Consider the following 17,441-nt stretch of genomic DNA (forward strand, 5'->3'; position numbering starts at 1 on the left):
TGTGCGAAAAAACCGGCTTTTAAAAATTTAACGAAGCTGAGCGGTCTTATTTGCCACGACTCGGCTAAAGAGCCATCCAGAAAAAACAAAAAAAGCCCTCGCCCAAAATGGGACGAGAGCTTCTGCTCACGTGGTACCACCCAAATTCCGATTCAACAATAGCATCATGCTATTATACAAACCGCTTCGTGTTCCGTCAGTATGGTGACGGATAAGCCATTATCGCTGACCGAACGCCAAATCCTAATCTTAATGAGCATGCTCATTCAAACTCAGAAATGGTGCCTCCCGGGCCATCTTCCAATCCAATTTCCGTACCGGCTTTCACCTGCCCCGGCTCTCTGCTCACGGCTTGAAATTGTACTCTTCCGTTCCTCGGCATTCCTTATATAAACAATGATTTGACTTCTACTATACATAATTTGCATATATAATGTCAAGATTTTGCCAATGCGCATTCAGTCTGCAAACTATCCGCCTCTGTTTACGGCTTCTTGCTCTCCGGCACATCAAATCAGCCCATTTCAGCTTATGGCTGCTTGCGCTCCGGCACAGGATCAAATCCGCCGGGATGAAAGGGATGGCACTTGGCAATCCGCTTCATCGCCAGCCAGCTGCCTTTGGCTGCGCCATGCTTCTCAATAGCTTCCAGCGCATAAAGGGAGCAGCTTGGATAGAAGCGGCAGGTCGGCGGCTTAAGCGGTGAGATGACCTTGCGATAAAAATGGATGGGCGCTTGTAAAATACGTTTGGGTACAGGGTTCATTGCCCTTCACTTGCCGATTCCTGAAACGAGCATTCCTCGCAATACCCGAAAACCTCGAATTTGTGCCTTACTACTTTAAACTTCTCGGGAACTGGAATTTGATCCATCGGGCAATAGGATACGGGTATCGTATGACCGCACTGCAAGCAGATCATATGATGATGATGATCATGATCCTTGCAATGCAGCTTGAACTTAACCCCTTCTTCAAACATGACCTGCTCAAGCACCCCCAGCTCCTCCATGACCCGCAAATTGCGGTACACCGTATCAAAGCTGAGACCGGAATAGGTTTTGCCCATATATTCATAAATATCTTTTGGCGCCAAATAGCCCGGCGTATCTGCAAACAAACGCGCTAATGTTTTTCGTTGATCTGTAATGCGAAGCCCTTGCCCTGACATTCTCTCTACGATCTCGTCGACTGTGTGCATTATTATTCCTCCGACATTAAAGTTCTATTACCATCATGCCCAAAAAAAAGACTCTCGTCAATGGAGAGTCCTTCTATCCGTTAATTTTCATATTTGCTATAAAAATTCCGGCTGTTATTAAAAATAACAAGGCACTGACCAGCCCGCTCCAATTGCTCAACCGTTTAAGCTGCTGTACCTGCTCGTCAGACGCGCCTTGCAGCTTGGCTTGCGAATAAGCACGATGCCTGAATAGAAAAAAGATAAACGAAGTAACAAATACAATATTTACTAAAAACCAGATTAAAGTCCAGGTCACGTTCATTCCTCCGCTAAACGATAAACTTTGCTGCTAGGCGTACCATTTATTAATAACAAAGACAAAGACAATGAAGCTAATTACCGCTAAAGCAATGGAAATCCAGCCTGCACGAAACTTCTGCTGAAACATGCGCAAAATTCCAAAGCTTAACAATCCGAATGTAAGCAGTATAAATACTGCGCCTACAATAAATAATGATGCAGATACATCGCTTATATCAACTAAAGACACGAATGACACTCCTTTTGCCGCAAAATGAACACTTCAATAGCCATTATAAGTGATAATTCCGTTATAATCCAGCAAGAGAGCATTCTAGTTCGTGACAAAAATAGTACAGTATGCAAGCTTATTCGATAATGGAATGCTCCACCCAGCCTCGGCGTGCCGATCTTTTGCGCAGCTTTATGCGGACTATCCCTTCTTTTATATAAGCCCGACATTCCTTCGCTCTTATTAAGGCAGGCAAAGACACCTCTTTCGAAACGCCATTCGGAAACCCGGAAATACGTACGGCATCCTCCCTCGCTTTAATGCGCAGCCTTCTTATCTGGCACCCGGGAGGAGGCATAAAAGATAAATGTACAAACTGCTCACTTTCTGTCACTGCCACTTCAACCTCGCTGTTAAATGCCTCTTCTGATTCCGGAATTGACCGCGTCATCATGTTGCGGACAAATTGCTCCACCCAGCCCGGCTCGCGAAGCATCTCAAAGCCTTGAGGCAGCTTCTGGCTTTCCAGCCATTTTTCCAGATCACTCCATTTAAAATCCACACTAAACCCATCCCTTCTTAAACTCTACTTCAGCTTATGCACGCGCCTAATTCCAGGCTACATCCTAATTAGTAACCTATAGGCTGCTGCCGCATACAATATTGCAAGCTACGGATAAACGGCTCCATTCTTTGGACTGGCGCGTTTACCGATGAAATATTAGAACAGATATAAGGTGCAAAAACTTATACTTTCTTATATTTAAATGAAATAGGTAGGTGATGATATGCCTGCAGTTGTCGGATTTGTAAAAATTATAAGTGTAGGATCCAGCTCTGTCATTCAATTTGGCGATGCCCTTGAAGTGTGTCCTACAAGCAACTCGAAAAGCTACGCAGGTTCAGGCTCCTTCCTGACCGGCAGCTTGACGAACTCCAATACGGGTGTGAATGCAACCAACTCGATAGATCCGGATGTTCAAGACAACTCAACGACAGAAGGGGTTAATGTCGTATGAACTGGACCGTATACCAGCATATTACGATTAATCATTTTAAAGTGGATAATGTTTCGAATAGCTCTGTGCTGCAGGTTGGCAGCGCTGGCTCTATTAGCGGGATTTCTCAGCTTTACAATACTGGGGGGTTTATTGAGCCGGCTCCCGAGCTAACCGAGCCCACTCCATTCAACTTTGTGCCGCTTCCTAACCCTGTATAATTTTCGTATACTATCAAGTTCTAGACAGTGAAGGGGGTTTGTTTATGAAAATAGAAGAGCAACCTTCGCCGTGGCAAGCTTGGGCATTAAAAGTTCAGCAAACGATTCAAGGACTGGAGTATACCGTCGGAGAGCTTCAGAAGCAGCTGAAGCAGCTGAATGATCGATTAGAAATTGCGGAAGCTAAGCCCTCCTACAATATTGAAAGCATTGAGTATCATTTTGATCAGCTGAAGGTCGAGCAGCTGGATGGTACTTTAAATATAGGAATGAGCGCCCCAGCGGCTATGGGAGGCTTAGTTGGCGACAATAAACCAATCGAGCAGCTCTCTATTCCCCAAAAAGGCCAATTTACTAAAAATGATGCTGCTAAAGCAGCTTTTAAAACGCCAGCCTATGACAGTGTACTCAATAAAATGAAAGGCTATTTAGGTTATGAAGGGCTTTCCAAGCTGCAAATGCTTGAAAACGAATATCGAATTATGCTGGACCCGCACCATCGCCGCATCATTATGGAGGATATTGAAAAGCAGCTGCCTGGACGCATCCGCTTTTATATAGAAATGCTGACGAGTCAAACCCAGCATAGGCTATCTGACGAGCAGCTGCAGCAGGAAGTTCTGAATAAAACGAAGCATGATAGTGAAGTTGCGATGCAAACCTATTTAAAGCAGCTGCAAAGCGGAGACATAAGCTAGAACGCATTGGAGGAATTAAAGCATGATTAATTTTCATGTTTATAATGATTGCTTGTCCGTTGGACATATTGATATATTCGGGGTGTCGAGCGCCTCGCTCATTCAAATCGGAGATACCGAGCATATCCAGCTGTACTCGATGTTCGATACGCCTCCCGAATCTGTAATTGTCAGCCCCATCGCCCCATTTCCACAGCCGGAAGGTGTTGAACGAGCAGCCTGTGAAGCTGGCTTAAAGCATCATGAATGAAATAGACGCTAAAATCCCGCAACGCACCTCTAAAATTGGCGGCATTTCAATAATAAGCATAGCCGCTTCAGCCAGCTTGCAGGTCGGTGATCGGAGATCTACCAATGCGGTCATTAGAGCCATTGCTGTACAGGAGCAAAAAAGAACACCTTCCTCTGAAGAAGAATATTTTGAGGCATATCCGTTATTCGACTATCCGCTGCCCGACCTTAATGCTCTGCTGCCCGAGCCGCAGGTAGAAATGAAACGGACACTATATTCTGATACGATACAAGTGGGAAAGCTTGACATTCTTGCTGTCAGTACAGCAGTTTCTATTATCGCAGGCAACAGCCAGACGTATAAAGCCGATTCCAGAGTAAAGCATTTTAGAAAATTCAAGCCGATTATGCCGGGTTTACCGTACAAACGTCCAATTCAACTGGACACACGCCGCATATAGTATTAATGTAGTACCCATTCAATCTTAATCAGCTTAGGAGGTTAATACTCGATGGCATACATTCTTGGCGGAGCTAATTGCGGTCCTTGGGAAGGCCATTGCGGCAACAATAGTACTGGAGTAGTCCTTGTGCTATTCATCCTGCTAGTCATTATTTTGTGCTCAGGATTTTTCGGAGTATTCTAAACAAAAAAAGAAACGGGAGCGTCCTTGTGCAAGGACGAACCGTTTCTTTTTAAAATATAGGAACGTATAAGTTTTCACCTTATATTAAGAAAAGGCGAAGGCTCGGCTTCGTAATAGATATGCAGCTCATGCATCGCTCTTGTACAAGCGGTATAAAATAATCTTCTATCGCTTTCCTCGCCGTAACGCTCGTTCGATGCATCTTTAATGATGACCGCGTCAAATTCAACGCCTTTGGCCAAATAAACAGGCAGCACAGCCAATCCTTTTTCAAACGTAACGGTTTCCTTTTCAATCAATTTCAAAGCAGGAACAAAGCTTTTGAGCTTTTTGTATACTTTTTCGCTTTCTTCAGCCGTTTTACATATAATCGCAATTGACGAATGCCCATCTGCATGCAGCTGGTCTATTCTGCTTTTAATTTGCTCCATCCAGCCTGGAACGGACAGCTTTGTGATCGTAGGCGCTGGTCCGCTTCTTTGAAACGGCTCTATCCACTGCTCGCCATCAATAATTTGACTTGTAAACGATACGATTTCAAAGGTGGAACGATAGCTTTTATTAAGCACGAAGGTTTGAATATCCTGTTGATCAAACAATTGCGTCAAGGGCTTAAATCCGCTGTCATTCGTACTATGCGAAAAAATAGTTTGATTAACATCCCCCAGCACAGTCATTTTGCAATTAGGAAAAATCCGTTTTAAGTAATGAAATTGAAAAGGCGTGTAATCTTGAGCCTCATCAATAAAAATATGCTTTATTTTTGTATTCGTCTGGAAGCCTTCAAGCTTTTCTTTAAAATATAAGTACGGCGTAGCATCCTCGTAAGGCATTATGCCCTGGTCAAGCTCCGCTCCCGTATATTCTGCAGCCTTCTTCGATAATTCCAAGCGATCTATCAGCTGTTTATACATCGTGTCGACATCGAGGAAGCGCAGTGTCTTAACATGTCTGCGTATCTTTTTAAACTGCTTTTGCACGATAGCCGCAGCCAAATAATCACGTTCTGATTCATAATCATTGAATGAATTTTCTTGAAACTTGCCCTTTTGACTTAATGCCTGATAGGCATCTATAAACGCTTCATCGTCAAGCAGCTCCAATTCTTCCTCAACCCATTCCTTTTCCCGTTCCTGCTTACTGAGCAGGGTTAATTGCTTCAACAGCTTAGCCGCAAGCAGACGCATGCGGTTTGGAATCGAAATAGATGGATCAATCTCATAAAACTGCTTGCTGATGTCATCCCTCGACAATAGCACGTCATCTCTAAAAGAGATGGATTTGAATAATAGCCCTGCAGTGCCCAGCTCTGTTATAAACGCATCGATTTTCAACATATAGTCTTTGCTTGATTTAAAGCGTACCGATTCTTTTCTTGCTGCATAATTGGAATCTTGCTTTGCAGTCAGCATATATTCCATCTGCACAAACGGATCTTCTACCGTATAATATTGATTGAGACGATGCTCCAAATATTGCTGATAGGTCGTTTGCTCCACATTTTCCTCTCCAAGCTCCGGAAGAACAGTTGCAATATAGCTATTAAACATCGGATTAGGCGAAAATAGGACAATCTGGTTAGCGCTCAATTGACCGCGATGACGATAGAGCAAATATGCAGCCCGCTGAAGAGCAGCGGACGTCTTGCCGCTACCAGCCGCTCCTTGAACAATTAACAGTCTTGCCTTCTCATTTCTAATAATTTGATTTTGCTCTTGCTGAATGGTTGCTACAATCGTTTTCATCTGAGCATCAGAATGCTTGCCCAGCACTTCCTGCAGCAGCTCATCGCCGATCGTGACGCCAGCATCAAACATACTTTTTATGACACTGTTTCTAATCATGAATTGCCGCTTCAGCATCATCTCGCCATCTATCGTTCCTTCAGGCGTTTTATAGCGGACCGCACCAGGGCCGTAATCATAGTAAAGGCTGGAGATCGGAGCTCGCCAGTCATAAATTAAATACTGCTGCGTATCTTCGTCAAACAATGACCCGATGCCAAGATAGATTTGCTCTGCCCCCTGAGATTCATAGCCGGCTTCAACAAAATCGATACGGCCGAAATATGGAGATTGCTTCAGCTTGAGCATCACTTTAAGCTGCTTCTCCATATGAAGTTGGCTGCGCTCTCTCTCTGATAATATTTCTGCCTGCTGCTTCATGCTTGCATAGGTTTCAGCTGTTTCTGCGGCATCTTCAAAATTTATCGTCACATCATCCCAAAAGTTTTTGCGGAAATCGACAATATCATCCTTGAGCTGAATGCTTTCCTCGCTTTTCCGTTCAATCAGGCTCTCAATAACCGCAACAACCTGGTTGACTCTTTGCTGCTCTTGCTGCCATTCCTCATTTTTATTTTCAATCTGCTTCGTATCCGCAAGCTCCATACCTGTCTTATCACTAGTCATCCACAAACCTCCTAACTCATAAATCCAATGTCGGACAGCATAATCTTACCAGGGCCGCTCTGAAAGCGGAATGTAATCCGTTGAATAGCTGTAGGATCTACTTTTGCTGTTTTATTTTTATCGGAATCAATGAAAGTAAATAAGTCCATGGGGACAACAAATGTTTGAAAAACCGTTTCTGCCGGCTGTTTATATTTTTCGTTTTTAATGCGCTGCTCCAGCCATGACAGCGATGTAAAGCTTGCATACATCGGCGCGGCAACCGGCATATGATCATTTAGCTCCAGCACTAATATTTCGCCGCTGTCTGTTTCAAGCTCAATCTCCACAACCGGCGTTGGGGGCAGCTGCTCTGCTCTTTCCTGTTCCGCATCTGCGGGGACAAAGCTTGCAGAAGGCTCCAGCCTATTCCCTTCTGCTTCAGCGCTATCGCTGTTAGCTTGCTGCGAGGCATTAGCCCCTTGCTGTTCATTACTCTGCTCTGGCGTCTCGCTGCCTGCCGCTTCGATTAACTCATGCTCCATATTCGCTAAAGAAAATACAAAATTTGCTTCGCCTAATCCGCCAAGCTCATCTGAAGCCATGTCGGACAGCAGCAAATCATATTGCGCACCCGCTTCTTCCCATTCCAGCTCAATCCCTTTTACATCCTTGCTTTGCCCATCTCGATTTTTGGCATAGGCTTCATTCCAGCCTGTCATGCCAACTGCATTTTGCTCCGACACAATAGGTCCTGGAGCAATCGGCACAAAGCTGGATTCCTCGTAACGGCTTATATACTGTGTATCAGGCAGCCAGTCAGTGACGCTGCGGTAATCTTGAAATAGCTGCTTAAATTCAAATTTATCATTTAAAGCAGCTTCTAGAAATGCCGACACATAAAGCTTTGCAATATTTTGCTGCTCTTGCTTCGATAGCATGCCATTGCGATTCAAAAACAATCCGCCCGGCAAACTTTCATCCATCGTCCCCCACTTGGAGTTAAACTGGCTATGATTTGCATCTGCAATATATAGCGCAGCTTTAAACCTATTTTCCCCGCTTAAACTGACTCTGGCATATTGCCTTTCTCCAAAAAAATTGTTAACATCCGCATCTCGAGCGCCTTGCAGCGTTAAATAATACGTATCTTTAAGCTCTGCATATTGATCTTGAATGGCTGTATCGGTAGGCGCTAATGCGACAACTGCTTTTACAGTATACTCCTCCTTGTCAGGCAGCGCAGCAGCATCGTCGAAGAATCGATCACGGTCTGCTGCCATAGCAGCAGCCTGCCCTCCCCTAGAGTGTCCAATTATAGCTAAATTGTGCATATCAATTTGATTTTCAAATATAGTTGCGCTGCTGTTCCATTTCTTTAATTGGTTAATATGCTGCAGAAGCACCCAAGCACGCATTAGCATATCGTTATCCGGAATGCTCGACCATGCTGAATAGTTCAAAAAATTTTCATCGACCGATACAGCTATTATGCCTCTGCTGGCAAGCAGCTCGCCCAAATATTCATAGCCTTCATCGGAGAAATATTCCATAAGATGATTGCCGTGAACGATTAAAGCTAGCGGAAAAGGGCCCTTGCCTTCTGGCATCCATACTGTGCCATTAACTGGCAACCCGGCGGCGTCGAACCCCCAAAAAGCTTTTTTCAGCCAAGACCAATGCGTAATGTAAGAAGAAGCATCTACTGGATCAGAAATGAGATCAACCTGGCTGCCAAACCATTTGCGATGCTTATCCTTGCCGCTTCCATACGTATATTTATGATAAGCATATTGCCCTGGCTCAGCTGGATTATCCGTCTCCAGCACTGCTGCAGCGTTGTCGTTAGCTACCCAGCTGTCTGTAAAATGCTTATCGCGTTCAGGCACTGCAGATGGTCCATTTATAGCAAGTACCGTTAACAATGCAGTCATAATTATAGTACCTAGCGCCGCCATTATTATTTTTGATACAGATTTAAGCCGGGCGTAATAGAGCCAGCCCAGAAAATAACCTGAGCAAATGCCGAACGAGCAATAAATAAATGCGAAAACAATAGATATAGGTCGTCCTAGCTCGGCATAACTCAATATAAAATAAACTTCTAAAAACAAAAAAATAGCAGCTGCGCATACTTTACGTGGAATCGGCAGACGTATCAGCGTAAATAAAAAACTGACGATGGGCACAAAAATAGCTAGACCGAGTAAATTGGCTGCAATTGCAGCGCCAAAGTCAATCCAGACCCCCAGTCCGGTAGGCACTCCTCTTGCTGCAAGCAGTACAGCAACTACACTTAATGCAATTAAAGCTCCAACAGCTACATGACTTCTTGCACCATCAAGGCGATATTTCATCGCATAAATCCGGCTAAATCTATCAATCAGCTTGCGATTGCTCGAATAGCCTATTTTGACTTGCATTGTTATCCTACAACCTCCAGCCAATTTCTCCCGTTTCTTTTTTCAATTTTGACATTTACATCAAAAAAATCGCTCATCGTTTCCGAATGAAGCACACTCTCTGTATATCCTTCAGCATACGCTTTGCCGGATTTTATTAAAAACGTTTTAGTAAAACAAGGTAATATTTCTTCAACATGATGGGTGACATAAATTAATGTCGGCGCATTATCCTGCTTGGCAATGCGGTCGATCATGGACAAAAGCTGCTCTCTAGCAAAAATATCCAGACCCGTACAAGGCTCATCAAGAATCAGCAGCTTCGGTTTATTCATAAGCGCCCGTGCTATCAATATTCGCTGCTTTTCGCCTTGAGACAAATTGCCATAATTTCTGTGCGCAAAGGATTGACAGCCGAGCTGCTCCAGCAACCGCTCCGCTTCCTGCTCATCCTCGGCAGTTATTTCATCATAAACGCCAATTGTTGAATATTTTCCGCTAAGCACTGTTTTCAACGCCGAATCCGTTGCATACAGCTTTTGCTGCAGTGATGTGCTTACCCAGCCGATGCTTTTACGCAGCTCACGCAAATCATATTCTCCAAATTTGTGTCCTAATACTGCTACAGAGCCGCTGGTAGGCCAAATATAACCGTTAATCATATTTAACAGCGTAGTTTTCCCCGAGCCGTTAAGGCCAAGCAAGCACCAATGCTCGCCGCTTGCAATTGACCAGCTCACACCCTGCAGAATCGTGTCATCACCGCGCTCCCATGTAATGTCCTTCATCTCAACTATCATAGTTTCACCCCACCCAAACTGTTAATGCTAGAATAACAAACTTAAATATCTTCTACTATCATACAAGAAATCCTTGTTTATCGAAAGTTGCGCAAAGGTTATACGGCTTCCGCCGTCCTTAAAACGAGCCCGGTACCAATGAAATAATAAAAAGAAGCTGTTGATATGGGATTCCATATCAGCAGCTTCTTACAACAAGTTTTTTAAAATATTATGCAATAAAGGAATAATACAGTGGCACTACAACTAAATTAAAGGCTAATGTCGCGGCGCCCAAGCCAATCGCCCAGCCGCCAAGCGTACGGCTATTGCTTCGGTAAGCCATAATTCCAAGCACAATTGCAACTACGCCCATTATTAAAGGCCATATAAACCATGATGCTATCGCAAACACTAATCCGGCCCAGCCAAGCGCCTGATTGGCTTCACTGGCATCCACCTCATCAAGTTCGCGATTATCAATACTTTCATTATAATTCCTGCCTGCTTCACTGCTTGCATGCAAATTTGGATCTGCATATGCAAATTCAGCTGCAAACTCTTCATCATTTTCCTTCATTACGCTCATGTCATCCAAATCAGGGCTGCTCCAATTGGTCATGAATGAATCAAAATCAGAGTGCTCGTCCAGTTGATCCTTATCTCGATCCATTATGCTCACCCCTTAGGCTTGAATGTTTGACAGCAGGTTGCAGATGATTCAATAGCTTCATCTTGATGGTAAAGGCCTAAATCGTCTGCAGCAAATTCCTCTTGGAAATTTTCCTGTGCATGCTGATCGATATCAATAAGAATTTCATCAGCATTACAACGGTTTCCTTCCTTCCAATAGCTGCAATTCGATACGCTGCAATTTACGCCATTTGGCATAAAAAAATCACCTCCACTATCAAGGTTCCCCCGATGAGAAGTGATTCATTCTGCCTTATTTTTGTGCTTGCATTCGTTTTTGCGTCATATAGTCATTTTCATAAAAGGCTAACTCATCGCGCAGTTCCTCGAAAATTTTGGCCAAATCAAGAATCAAAGCGCGTACAGCTGGATTAGGCTTATATCTAAATCTGATCGCATCCTGACCTGTATATGCATATCTGCCATCCTCTGAGTAGCATTCATTTTTGGGATAAAAAAATACATTAATACATTGCTGATACACTTCATATAACGTTTTTGCCGCGAGCTCGTCAGTCGCCTGCTGCCTGCGGTGCAGCACCCATAATTTTTCAGAGCATACTTCGGAAAATACTAGCAAATGCCGCAAGTCGGAAAGCAAACCGGAATAATAAGCTACTGCTTCATCTGTTCCATCATCTTCAGCGAGCTGACTCAAACAATATTTATTTAAGAACGGCTCCAGCAGCTCAATAACTTCTTTTAACCGATCGCTTGCCATCTCACTTAATGCTCTGACATTAGCTGACAACATTTGGTAAATCCCCTTTCATACCTGCCACAAACAAAGTCGAAACATCAATATAGTACCACAAATAAAGGCAAAGCGATATAACTTCTAAATCGAATAAAAAAATGCACGAATAGCAACCCTAACTATGCAAAGAACGACTACAGGAGGCCTCACTAAATATGTCCAAAGCATGGGTTACCGGCTTCACCATTATTGCGCTTATCGCCTTGCTGCTGCCTGCAGCTACTTTAACAACACCTAAATCGAAACAAAAAATGAATCACGTAACACCTCAGGCCGTGCATCCCGTACAAGAGCAATCATTCAAGCAAGCAGCACTTGAGCGGGATATAAAAGCGACTTCCCAATTAATGACGGATGAAACAAAAAAAGATTTGAAACAACTCCTTCAATCTATTCATGGTCATTCAAATTTGAATCAGGCAATTGACTCACTTATGAAGGAACATCCTTATCTTGTTTACATTTCCGTTACACAGCCGCAATCAAGCTTAGCGAAGGGAAAGCTTCCGCCCACGAGAAGCGGCTTGGCAGATCAATTGCTGCTGGAAGCATCAAGCAAAATAAAAACGAATGAAATGTATATTTCAGATTCTTTTCACTGTGACAAAGGCAGCTTGTTCCGTATTGTAGCCATACCTGATGAGTCTGCAGCCGGCCATGGCGCAATCGCGGTAATGAAAAAAGATGTTTTAAAATCTGTCGAAGCACATCAAAAGCGTAATTTGCGTTTAATTCCGTATCCTGCAGAGGGTAATTATCGGATTGAATCTGTTTTGCCTAATACGACCAAAGATGTTACTGTCAAAAATGGCGAGGATAACCAAAATGCAAGCCATTATCACATTAAAGATGCAGTCGTGCATTTTCATCGCGAATTGAATGACAAAGAGCTTGCCCAAATTGAAAAAGAAGTACAGGCAAAAGTAATTCAGCAGCTGCAGGACAGCTATATTTTCAGATCGACTCATGTTGAAGCTAAAGAGCTCATTCAATACTTCAAGGCAAACTGGAAGCCTGAATTTGCCGAGCCTCATTATTTATATTTAACGAATGAAACAAACGAAACAAATGAAGCTTTAGGCAGCGAGCAATCTCCGGTTATTCCAAATGATGTGCTTTATTCCAAGTATCAGTGGAATTTGCCGTCTATTGAAACTGAAAAAGGCTGGAACATTTCCAAGGGCACAGATGATGTAATTATTGCGGTTCTTGATACTGGCGTTCAAACGAATCACCCTGACCTTGCCGGAAGATTTGTGGATGGAACAAATATAGTAGACCCTTCCAAAATGCCGGAGGATGATGTAGGTCATGGTACTCACGTTGCCGGTATTATCGGAGCGACTGTCAACAATACAGAAGGCGTTGCAGGCGTTTCCTGGTTCAATAAAATTATGCCGGTCAAAGTGCTGGACAGCAGCGGCGCCGGGTCTACCTATTCTGTAGCTCAAGGTATTATTTGGGCGGTAGATCATGGTGCTAAAGTAATCAATATGTCGCTTGGCAATTATGCCAATGCAGAGTTTTTGCATGATGCGGTCAAGTATGCCTATGAACGCGACGTTGTGCTGGTCGCAGCCAGCGGCAATGACAATACAGACCGTCCAGGCTACCCGGCAGCTTATCCGGAAGTATTTGCGGTTGCGGCTACCAATAGCGGCAAGCAGCGCGCCTCCTTCTCCAATTATGGCGACTATATCGATGTTGCAGCACCAGGTGAAAGTATTGCCAGCACCTACCCAGGCAATCAATATGCCGCTTTGTCCGGCACATCGATGTCAACACCGCATGTGGCGGCATTAGCGGGGCTAATCAGATCTGTGCGGCCAGAGCTGACCAATGAGGAAGTTATGAATATTATGCGCAACTGCACCGTAGACCTTGGCGATCCTGGAAAAGATATTTATTTCGGCTATGGCGAGGTAGACGTAGACAAAGCGCTTCAAGCAGCAAGCAATTACACTGGCACTCTGCAAATGTTCCCGAGCCAGGTAAAGAAAAGACTGGAGCGCATTGCTAATCAAGCATCGTAGTGCTTCACTTTACGATCTAAAGCATTTAGTGCAAGTAATCCAATCCTGATGCATTTAGATGCTGCTTGAAACTTAACGATTTATCACGGACACAGAGATATTCTTACTCACGATCTTTCGGTCTACAAAAAGACGAAACAAGTGAATAGCTGTTTCTGTGTCCGCTTTGTATTTTATTAAATTGAAATAAAAATTTTAATTACGTTGTTATTTGTTATTGAATAACAGGATCAACAAAGAACGATAAAAAAGACCGCTTCTCATAATGAGAAAGCGGTCTTATTCCTTAAACAAGGATGATCTGTTCAGTACAGTATTGATCCTGCAAAATCGCAGTGTATTTCTCAGGCTGTTGAAAAATAATTCTAACAAAGATTAGCAGCTCTATGTGTGAATAATCCTCGTTTTTAAGCATCATTTGAACCAAATAAGGCCACATATCTTCGTTAGATTTTTACAACAACGCTTTTTGCTCAATAGTGCAAAATCAAATCAAAATGATAATCAATAATCAAACCGATGATCAATATTCGTATTATTGTTTAATAATAACTCGTGCGGAAAGCTTGCCATAAGCCGGGTTCTGTACTCCTGGTGGTAATAACGGGAACGACCCTCCCACGGGAAGTGACAATCATCTATCTAGGCTGTACATTGCTGTACAGCTCCAGCAACCAACCCGGACACGCCCCGGGTCAGGGCTGCAGCTCTAGGCTGCTCTGTCCTCTCGGTCTTGCTCCAGATGGGGTTTACCAGGAACATAGTCACCTATGCTCCTCGTGGTCTCTTACACCACGGTTCCACCCTTACCTGTTTCGGCTTGAAGCCGATCATCGGCGGTCCATTTCTGTGGCACTATCCTTCAGCTCGCGCTGACTGGACGTTATCCAGCATCCTGCCCTATGGAGCCCGGACTTTCCTCTCGCAGTAACAAAGACTGCCAGCGATTGTCTGTCAAACTTTCCGGTGCATCGTTAAGTATACAAGGTAATACACGAAAGCTCAAGTATAAATAACAGGATAAATAGCTATAGTTAACCAGTTTATACGAATTGGAAAGGTTCTGTATGCAGCTTGGACGCGACAATTTTAGTGTCCATTTTCTCTGCAAGCAATTTGTCAGCCAGCCAATCCGCAACTTGCTGCTTCATGACCTTTTCTATATTATGGCCCGCATCAATTATAGTCATGCCTGCAGCCAAAGCATCATGCGCTGTATGATAGTCGATATCGCCTGTCACGAGCACATCTGCGCCTGCAAACTTAGCTTTTCCTACATATTTTGCGCCTGAGCCGCCTAATACGGCTGCTTTTCTAATAGGCGTATCAAGCGCTCCTACAACCCGAAGCACAGGAACATCAAATGCGGTTTTGAGGCGCTCAGCAAGCTCGCCAAGTACGGCAGGCTGCTCCAGCTTCCCTGCTCTGCCTAGTCCATAGCTTCTGCCTTCGAGCAATGTCGGAAACACATCATAGGCAGCTTCTTCGTAAGGATGCGCCCTAATCATCGCCGATACAATTTTTCTATGCTTGCTGGCTGGAATAACTGTTTCCAGCCGAATTTCTTCAGCCTTCTCCAGCTTGCCGCTCGTCCCTACATAAGGGTTAGTTGCTTCTCCAGGCAAAAATGTACCTTCACCGCGTACAGCAAAGCTGCAGCTGCTATAATTGCCAATCTCTCCGGCGCCAGCCTGCCATAAAGCTGCACGCACTGCATCTACATGGCTTTCCGGCACATAAACAACAAGCTTCAGCCAATCATCCTGGTACACCTGTTCCAAAAAGGTGCGGCCGCTTTTCTCGATACCGATCTGATCCGCAAGCCAATCATTAATGCCGCCTTCAGCCACATCGAGATTTGTATGTGAAATATATACGGCAATATCATTTTTTATTAATTTTTCATACAGCTTCCCCACCGGAGTCGAAGTATCGATTTTGGCAAGCGGCCGAAATATAATCGCATGATGAGCAATAATGAGCTCAGCCTTAGCCGCGATTGCTTCCTCGACCACCTCATCCGTCACATCTAATGCAACGAGTGCGGTTGATATTGGCTTATTAAGTGTACCAAGCTGCAAGCCGATCCGATCATTCTCTACAGCATAGCGCTTTGGCGCCAGCTGCTCCAGAAGCTGAATTAGCGCTTGTCCGTTGATAAGCATCGCAATACCTCCTCCAATACTTTAATTTCATTACGGAATGCAGCCTGACGCTCCGCTGCATCCTGTTTGTCTGAGCCCTCCAGCTGCCGGCAAATCCAATTCAGCTTATCGAGCTCTCCTTCCCATTTGCTTATAAAAACCTTTTCCGGCTTGCGAAGCAAATAAGGTCCCATTTTGTAGACGACATCTGCAGCAATGACCTTATCCAGCTTGCTGTTAAGAAAGCTGCCGTCATAAGCCAGGCTGAGATAAAAGCTATATTTGTCCTCTGTCTGACTTATGCTCGTTTCAGAAGGAGATAAACGATTCATCACTGCATTCAGCTCATTTTCCGTCAAATCATTTGCGGCAACAAGCATTTCGTAAATTTTACCGTCTTCTTCAATAATTGCCTCTTCAATTAAATACCATTTATGCTCTGCAAGCCAGCGCCTTACTGCCTCCTCGCCAACATTTGGCTGAAGGATTAACTTTCGCACGCCATGCAGCTTCCCATTCACTCTGCCAGCTTCAAGAATATCACGCATTAAGCTTCCGCCCATGCCTGCAATCGTTACTGTATCTGCTTCACCCTCGCCTGTCAGAACAGATAAGCCATCTCCCTGTCTAACGTCCAAAAGGTGGCTCAATCCAGCTGAAGCGGCTTGCTTCTTCGCTGCATGAAAAGGACCTGCATTAAGCTCGCCTGCAATTGCGGAGGAGCATTTTCCATTTTGCAGCAAGTATACGGGCAGCAGTGCATGATCTGAGCCTATATCAGCAACAATTGAGCCTTCTGTTACATAATCTGCAATTGCTTGCAATCGTTTTGACAGTTTTACCATTAGACTACCCACACCATCCATCGTTTGCGCATAAGGAAAAGTACTGCTCCTCCCAGCGCGATTTTAAATAAAATTTGCAATTGTATAATAGCTGTTCCTTCGAAAGCCAGCAAAGAGTAAACTTCAGGCATAAACCAGACCAGTGCACATATAACAAAAAGCACGGCTGCAACCGGTTTGGACCATCGGTGTATAAACCAGCTAGTCCAGCCGAATATTACTGCAATCGGCAGCCAGTACAGCTGAATCTCGAACCATTTCGGTTCGGTAGTATAAGTATACAGCATCCATCCATAAACAAGTAATGAGGCTAACCAGCCGCTTAGATGGAGCATAGGAATATTCATTTTAATGCCGCAAATAATCCATAGCAGAGCACATGCGCTAAGCAGTAAAATTTTCCAAAGCATATCTTCCCATTCATGAAGATTCAATATGTATAATCCGCCGCCAAGCAGAACCAGCATGGCGATTCCAATGCAGGCTATGCCCGAGCTTTCTGAGCGCTTGCGAATTCGCGCTCCCATCCATAAAAGTGCTATCGTTCCGAGGACAACTACAGAAATTTGCAAAGTGGTCGGAAAACGGCTAAAATAAAACACAAGAATGGAAATAAAGGTAAATGTTCCTAAAGTAAGGAACCACTGTAGGCCTGTTGCCTTTTGAATCGTTGCAACTGCTTTACCGACTGCGCTTTGCTGCTGCTGAATGCTTGTAGTCTCTTCATCATCTGCGTATAGATTCAACAGGAAATCGCAATATTGATCCGGAAGCAGCTTGCTTTTTCGCCAGTTAATAATTTCATTGACTATAATTTGCCTGCGTTCCTGATTCATATAAGCTCTGTTTCCTTTCATAAGCATATGGAAGTCATTCAATTATTTTGCTG

At 44.0% G+C, this 17,441-nt stretch carries 21 protein-coding genes and 1 other RNA gene; 7 read left to right on the top strand and 15 right to left on the bottom strand.

Going from position 1 to position 17,441, the window contains the following annotated elements:
• Positions 1 to 529 precede the first annotated feature (529 nt).
• The 5 genes from yidD to V1L65_RS20050 all read right to left on the bottom strand — a co-directional run bounded on the left by yidD (position 530) and on the right by V1L65_RS20050 (position 2,276).
• Entirely contained in the window at positions 530 to 766 is a 237-nt protein-coding gene (gene yidD, locus V1L65_RS20030; protein WP_331701013.1) for a membrane protein insertion efficiency factor YidD, read from the bottom strand.
• A complete protein-coding gene (locus V1L65_RS20035) occupies positions 763 to 1,200 on the bottom strand; it encodes a Fur family transcriptional regulator (RefSeq protein WP_331701014.1) in 438 nt (145 codons plus the stop codon). The genes yidD and V1L65_RS20035 overlap by 4 nt, the downstream gene beginning before the upstream one ends.
• Positions 1,201 to 1,273: 73 nt before the next feature.
• Positions 1,274 to 1,498 (bottom strand): hypothetical protein, encoded by a 225-nt coding sequence (locus tag V1L65_RS20040; protein WP_331701015.1) that lies wholly within the window; start codon positions 1,496 to 1,498, stop codon positions 1,274 to 1,276.
• Between the two features lie 33 nt (positions 1,499 to 1,531).
• Positions 1,532 to 1,732 (bottom strand): hypothetical protein, encoded by a 201-nt coding sequence (locus V1L65_RS20045; RefSeq protein WP_331701016.1) that lies wholly within the window; start codon positions 1,730 to 1,732, stop codon positions 1,532 to 1,534.
• Between the two features lie 118 nt (positions 1,733 to 1,850).
• Positions 1,851 to 2,276, bottom strand: coding sequence for an Hsp20/alpha crystallin family protein (locus V1L65_RS20050; protein WP_331701017.1), 426 nt, complete (start codon positions 2,274 to 2,276; stop codon positions 1,851 to 1,853).
• 226 nt (positions 2,277 to 2,502) lie between these two features.
• On the opposite strand from V1L65_RS20050, the gene V1L65_RS20055 reads away from it, so the two are divergent.
• The 6 genes from V1L65_RS20055 to V1L65_RS20080 are packed head-to-tail and all read left to right on the top strand — an operon-like array spanning position 2,503 to position 4,509.
• Positions 2,503 to 2,733: a spore germination protein gene (locus V1L65_RS20055; protein ID WP_331701018.1), complete on the top strand. Its 231-nt coding sequence runs from the start codon at positions 2,503 to 2,505 to the stop codon at positions 2,731 to 2,733.
• A complete protein-coding gene (locus V1L65_RS20060) occupies positions 2,730 to 2,933 on the top strand; it encodes a spore germination protein GerPB (protein WP_331701019.1) in 204 nt (67 codons plus the stop codon). The genes V1L65_RS20055 and V1L65_RS20060 overlap by 4 nt, the downstream gene beginning before the upstream one ends.
• 44 nt (positions 2,934 to 2,977) lie before the next feature.
• On the top strand, positions 2,978 to 3,631 hold the full coding sequence (gene gerPC, locus V1L65_RS20065; RefSeq protein WP_331701020.1) for a spore germination protein GerPC: 654 nt from the start codon (positions 2,978 to 2,980) through the stop codon (positions 3,629 to 3,631).
• A 22-nt stretch (positions 3,632 to 3,653) separates the two neighbouring features.
• Positions 3,654 to 3,881, top strand: a complete 228-nt coding sequence (locus V1L65_RS20070; protein WP_432500531.1) for a hypothetical protein — start codon at positions 3,654 to 3,656, stop codon at positions 3,879 to 3,881.
• On the top strand, positions 3,874 to 4,323 hold the full coding sequence (locus V1L65_RS20075; RefSeq protein WP_331701021.1) for a spore germination protein GerPE: 450 nt from the start codon (positions 3,874 to 3,876) through the stop codon (positions 4,321 to 4,323). The genes V1L65_RS20070 and V1L65_RS20075 overlap by 8 nt, the downstream gene beginning before the upstream one ends.
• 51 nt (positions 4,324 to 4,374) lie before the next feature.
• Positions 4,375 to 4,509, top strand: coding sequence for a YjcZ family sporulation protein (locus tag V1L65_RS20080; protein ID WP_331701022.1), 135 nt, complete (start codon positions 4,375 to 4,377; stop codon positions 4,507 to 4,509).
• Between the two features lie 74 nt (positions 4,510 to 4,583).
• Here V1L65_RS20080 and helD read toward each other — a convergent pair whose 3' ends face one another.
• The 6 genes from helD to V1L65_RS20110 form a co-directional block, all read right to left on the bottom strand.
• Positions 4,584 to 6,920: an RNA polymerase recycling motor HelD gene (helD, locus tag V1L65_RS20085; RefSeq protein WP_331701023.1), complete on the bottom strand. Its 2,337-nt coding sequence runs from the start codon at positions 6,918 to 6,920 to the stop codon at positions 4,584 to 4,586.
• Positions 6,921 to 6,931: 11 nt separating this feature from the next.
• Positions 6,932 to 9,322: a hypothetical protein gene (locus tag V1L65_RS20090; RefSeq protein ID WP_331701024.1), complete on the bottom strand. Its 2,391-nt coding sequence runs from the start codon at positions 9,320 to 9,322 to the stop codon at positions 6,932 to 6,934.
• A 2-nt stretch (positions 9,323 to 9,324) separates the two neighbouring features.
• Positions 9,325 to 10,101, bottom strand: a complete 777-nt coding sequence (locus V1L65_RS20095; RefSeq protein WP_331701025.1) for an ABC transporter ATP-binding protein — start codon at positions 10,099 to 10,101, stop codon at positions 9,325 to 9,327.
• Between the two features lie 211 nt (positions 10,102 to 10,312).
• Complete coding sequence (locus V1L65_RS20100; RefSeq protein WP_331701026.1) at positions 10,313 to 10,753, bottom strand: DUF4190 domain-containing protein; 441 nt, start codon at positions 10,751 to 10,753, stop codon at positions 10,313 to 10,315.
• A gap of 5 nt (positions 10,754 to 10,758) precedes the next feature.
• Entirely contained in the window at positions 10,759 to 10,971 is a 213-nt protein-coding gene (locus tag V1L65_RS20105) for a DUF1540 domain-containing protein (RefSeq protein ID WP_331701027.1), read from the bottom strand.
• A 55-nt stretch (positions 10,972 to 11,026) separates the two neighbouring features.
• Positions 11,027 to 11,527: a DUF3907 family protein gene (locus tag V1L65_RS20110; protein WP_331701028.1), complete on the bottom strand. Its 501-nt coding sequence runs from the start codon at positions 11,525 to 11,527 to the stop codon at positions 11,027 to 11,029.
• Positions 11,528 to 11,685: 158 nt separating this feature from the next.
• Here V1L65_RS20110 and V1L65_RS20115 point away from each other — a divergent pair, with 158 nt between their 5' ends.
• Entirely contained in the window at positions 11,686 to 13,563 is a 1,878-nt protein-coding gene (locus tag V1L65_RS20115; protein ID WP_331701029.1) for a S8 family peptidase, read from the top strand.
• Between the two features lie 557 nt (positions 13,564 to 14,120).
• On the opposite strand, the gene rnpB is transcribed toward V1L65_RS20115, so the two are convergent.
• From rnpB to V1L65_RS20135, 4 genes are all read right to left on the bottom strand, one after another.
• An RNA gene (gene rnpB / locus V1L65_RS20120) (RNase P RNA component class A) lies at positions 14,121 to 14,526 on the bottom strand.
• An 80-nt stretch (positions 14,527 to 14,606) separates the two neighbouring features.
• Positions 14,607 to 15,728 carry a Nif3-like dinuclear metal center hexameric protein gene (locus V1L65_RS20125; protein WP_331701030.1) on the bottom strand — a complete coding sequence of 374 codons (1,122 nt, stop codon included), beginning with the start codon at positions 15,726 to 15,728 and terminating at the stop codon, positions 14,607 to 14,609.
• Positions 15,704 to 16,552 (bottom strand): tRNA (adenine(22)-N(1))-methyltransferase, encoded by an 849-nt coding sequence (locus V1L65_RS20130; RefSeq protein WP_331701031.1) that lies wholly within the window; start codon positions 16,550 to 16,552, stop codon positions 15,704 to 15,706. The genes V1L65_RS20125 and V1L65_RS20130 overlap by 25 nt, the downstream gene beginning before the upstream one ends.
• Positions 16,552 to 17,409: a hypothetical protein gene (locus V1L65_RS20135; protein WP_331701032.1), complete on the bottom strand. Its 858-nt coding sequence runs from the start codon at positions 17,407 to 17,409 to the stop codon at positions 16,552 to 16,554. The genes V1L65_RS20130 and V1L65_RS20135 overlap by 1 nt, the downstream gene beginning before the upstream one ends.
• Positions 17,410 to 17,441: the final 32 nt, after the last annotated feature.

Origin of the sequence: Paenibacillus sp. IITD108 (genome assembly GCF_036541265.1) — a bacterium.
Taxonomy (GTDB): domain Bacteria; phylum Bacillota; class Bacilli; order Paenibacillales; family Paenibacillaceae; genus Pristimantibacillus.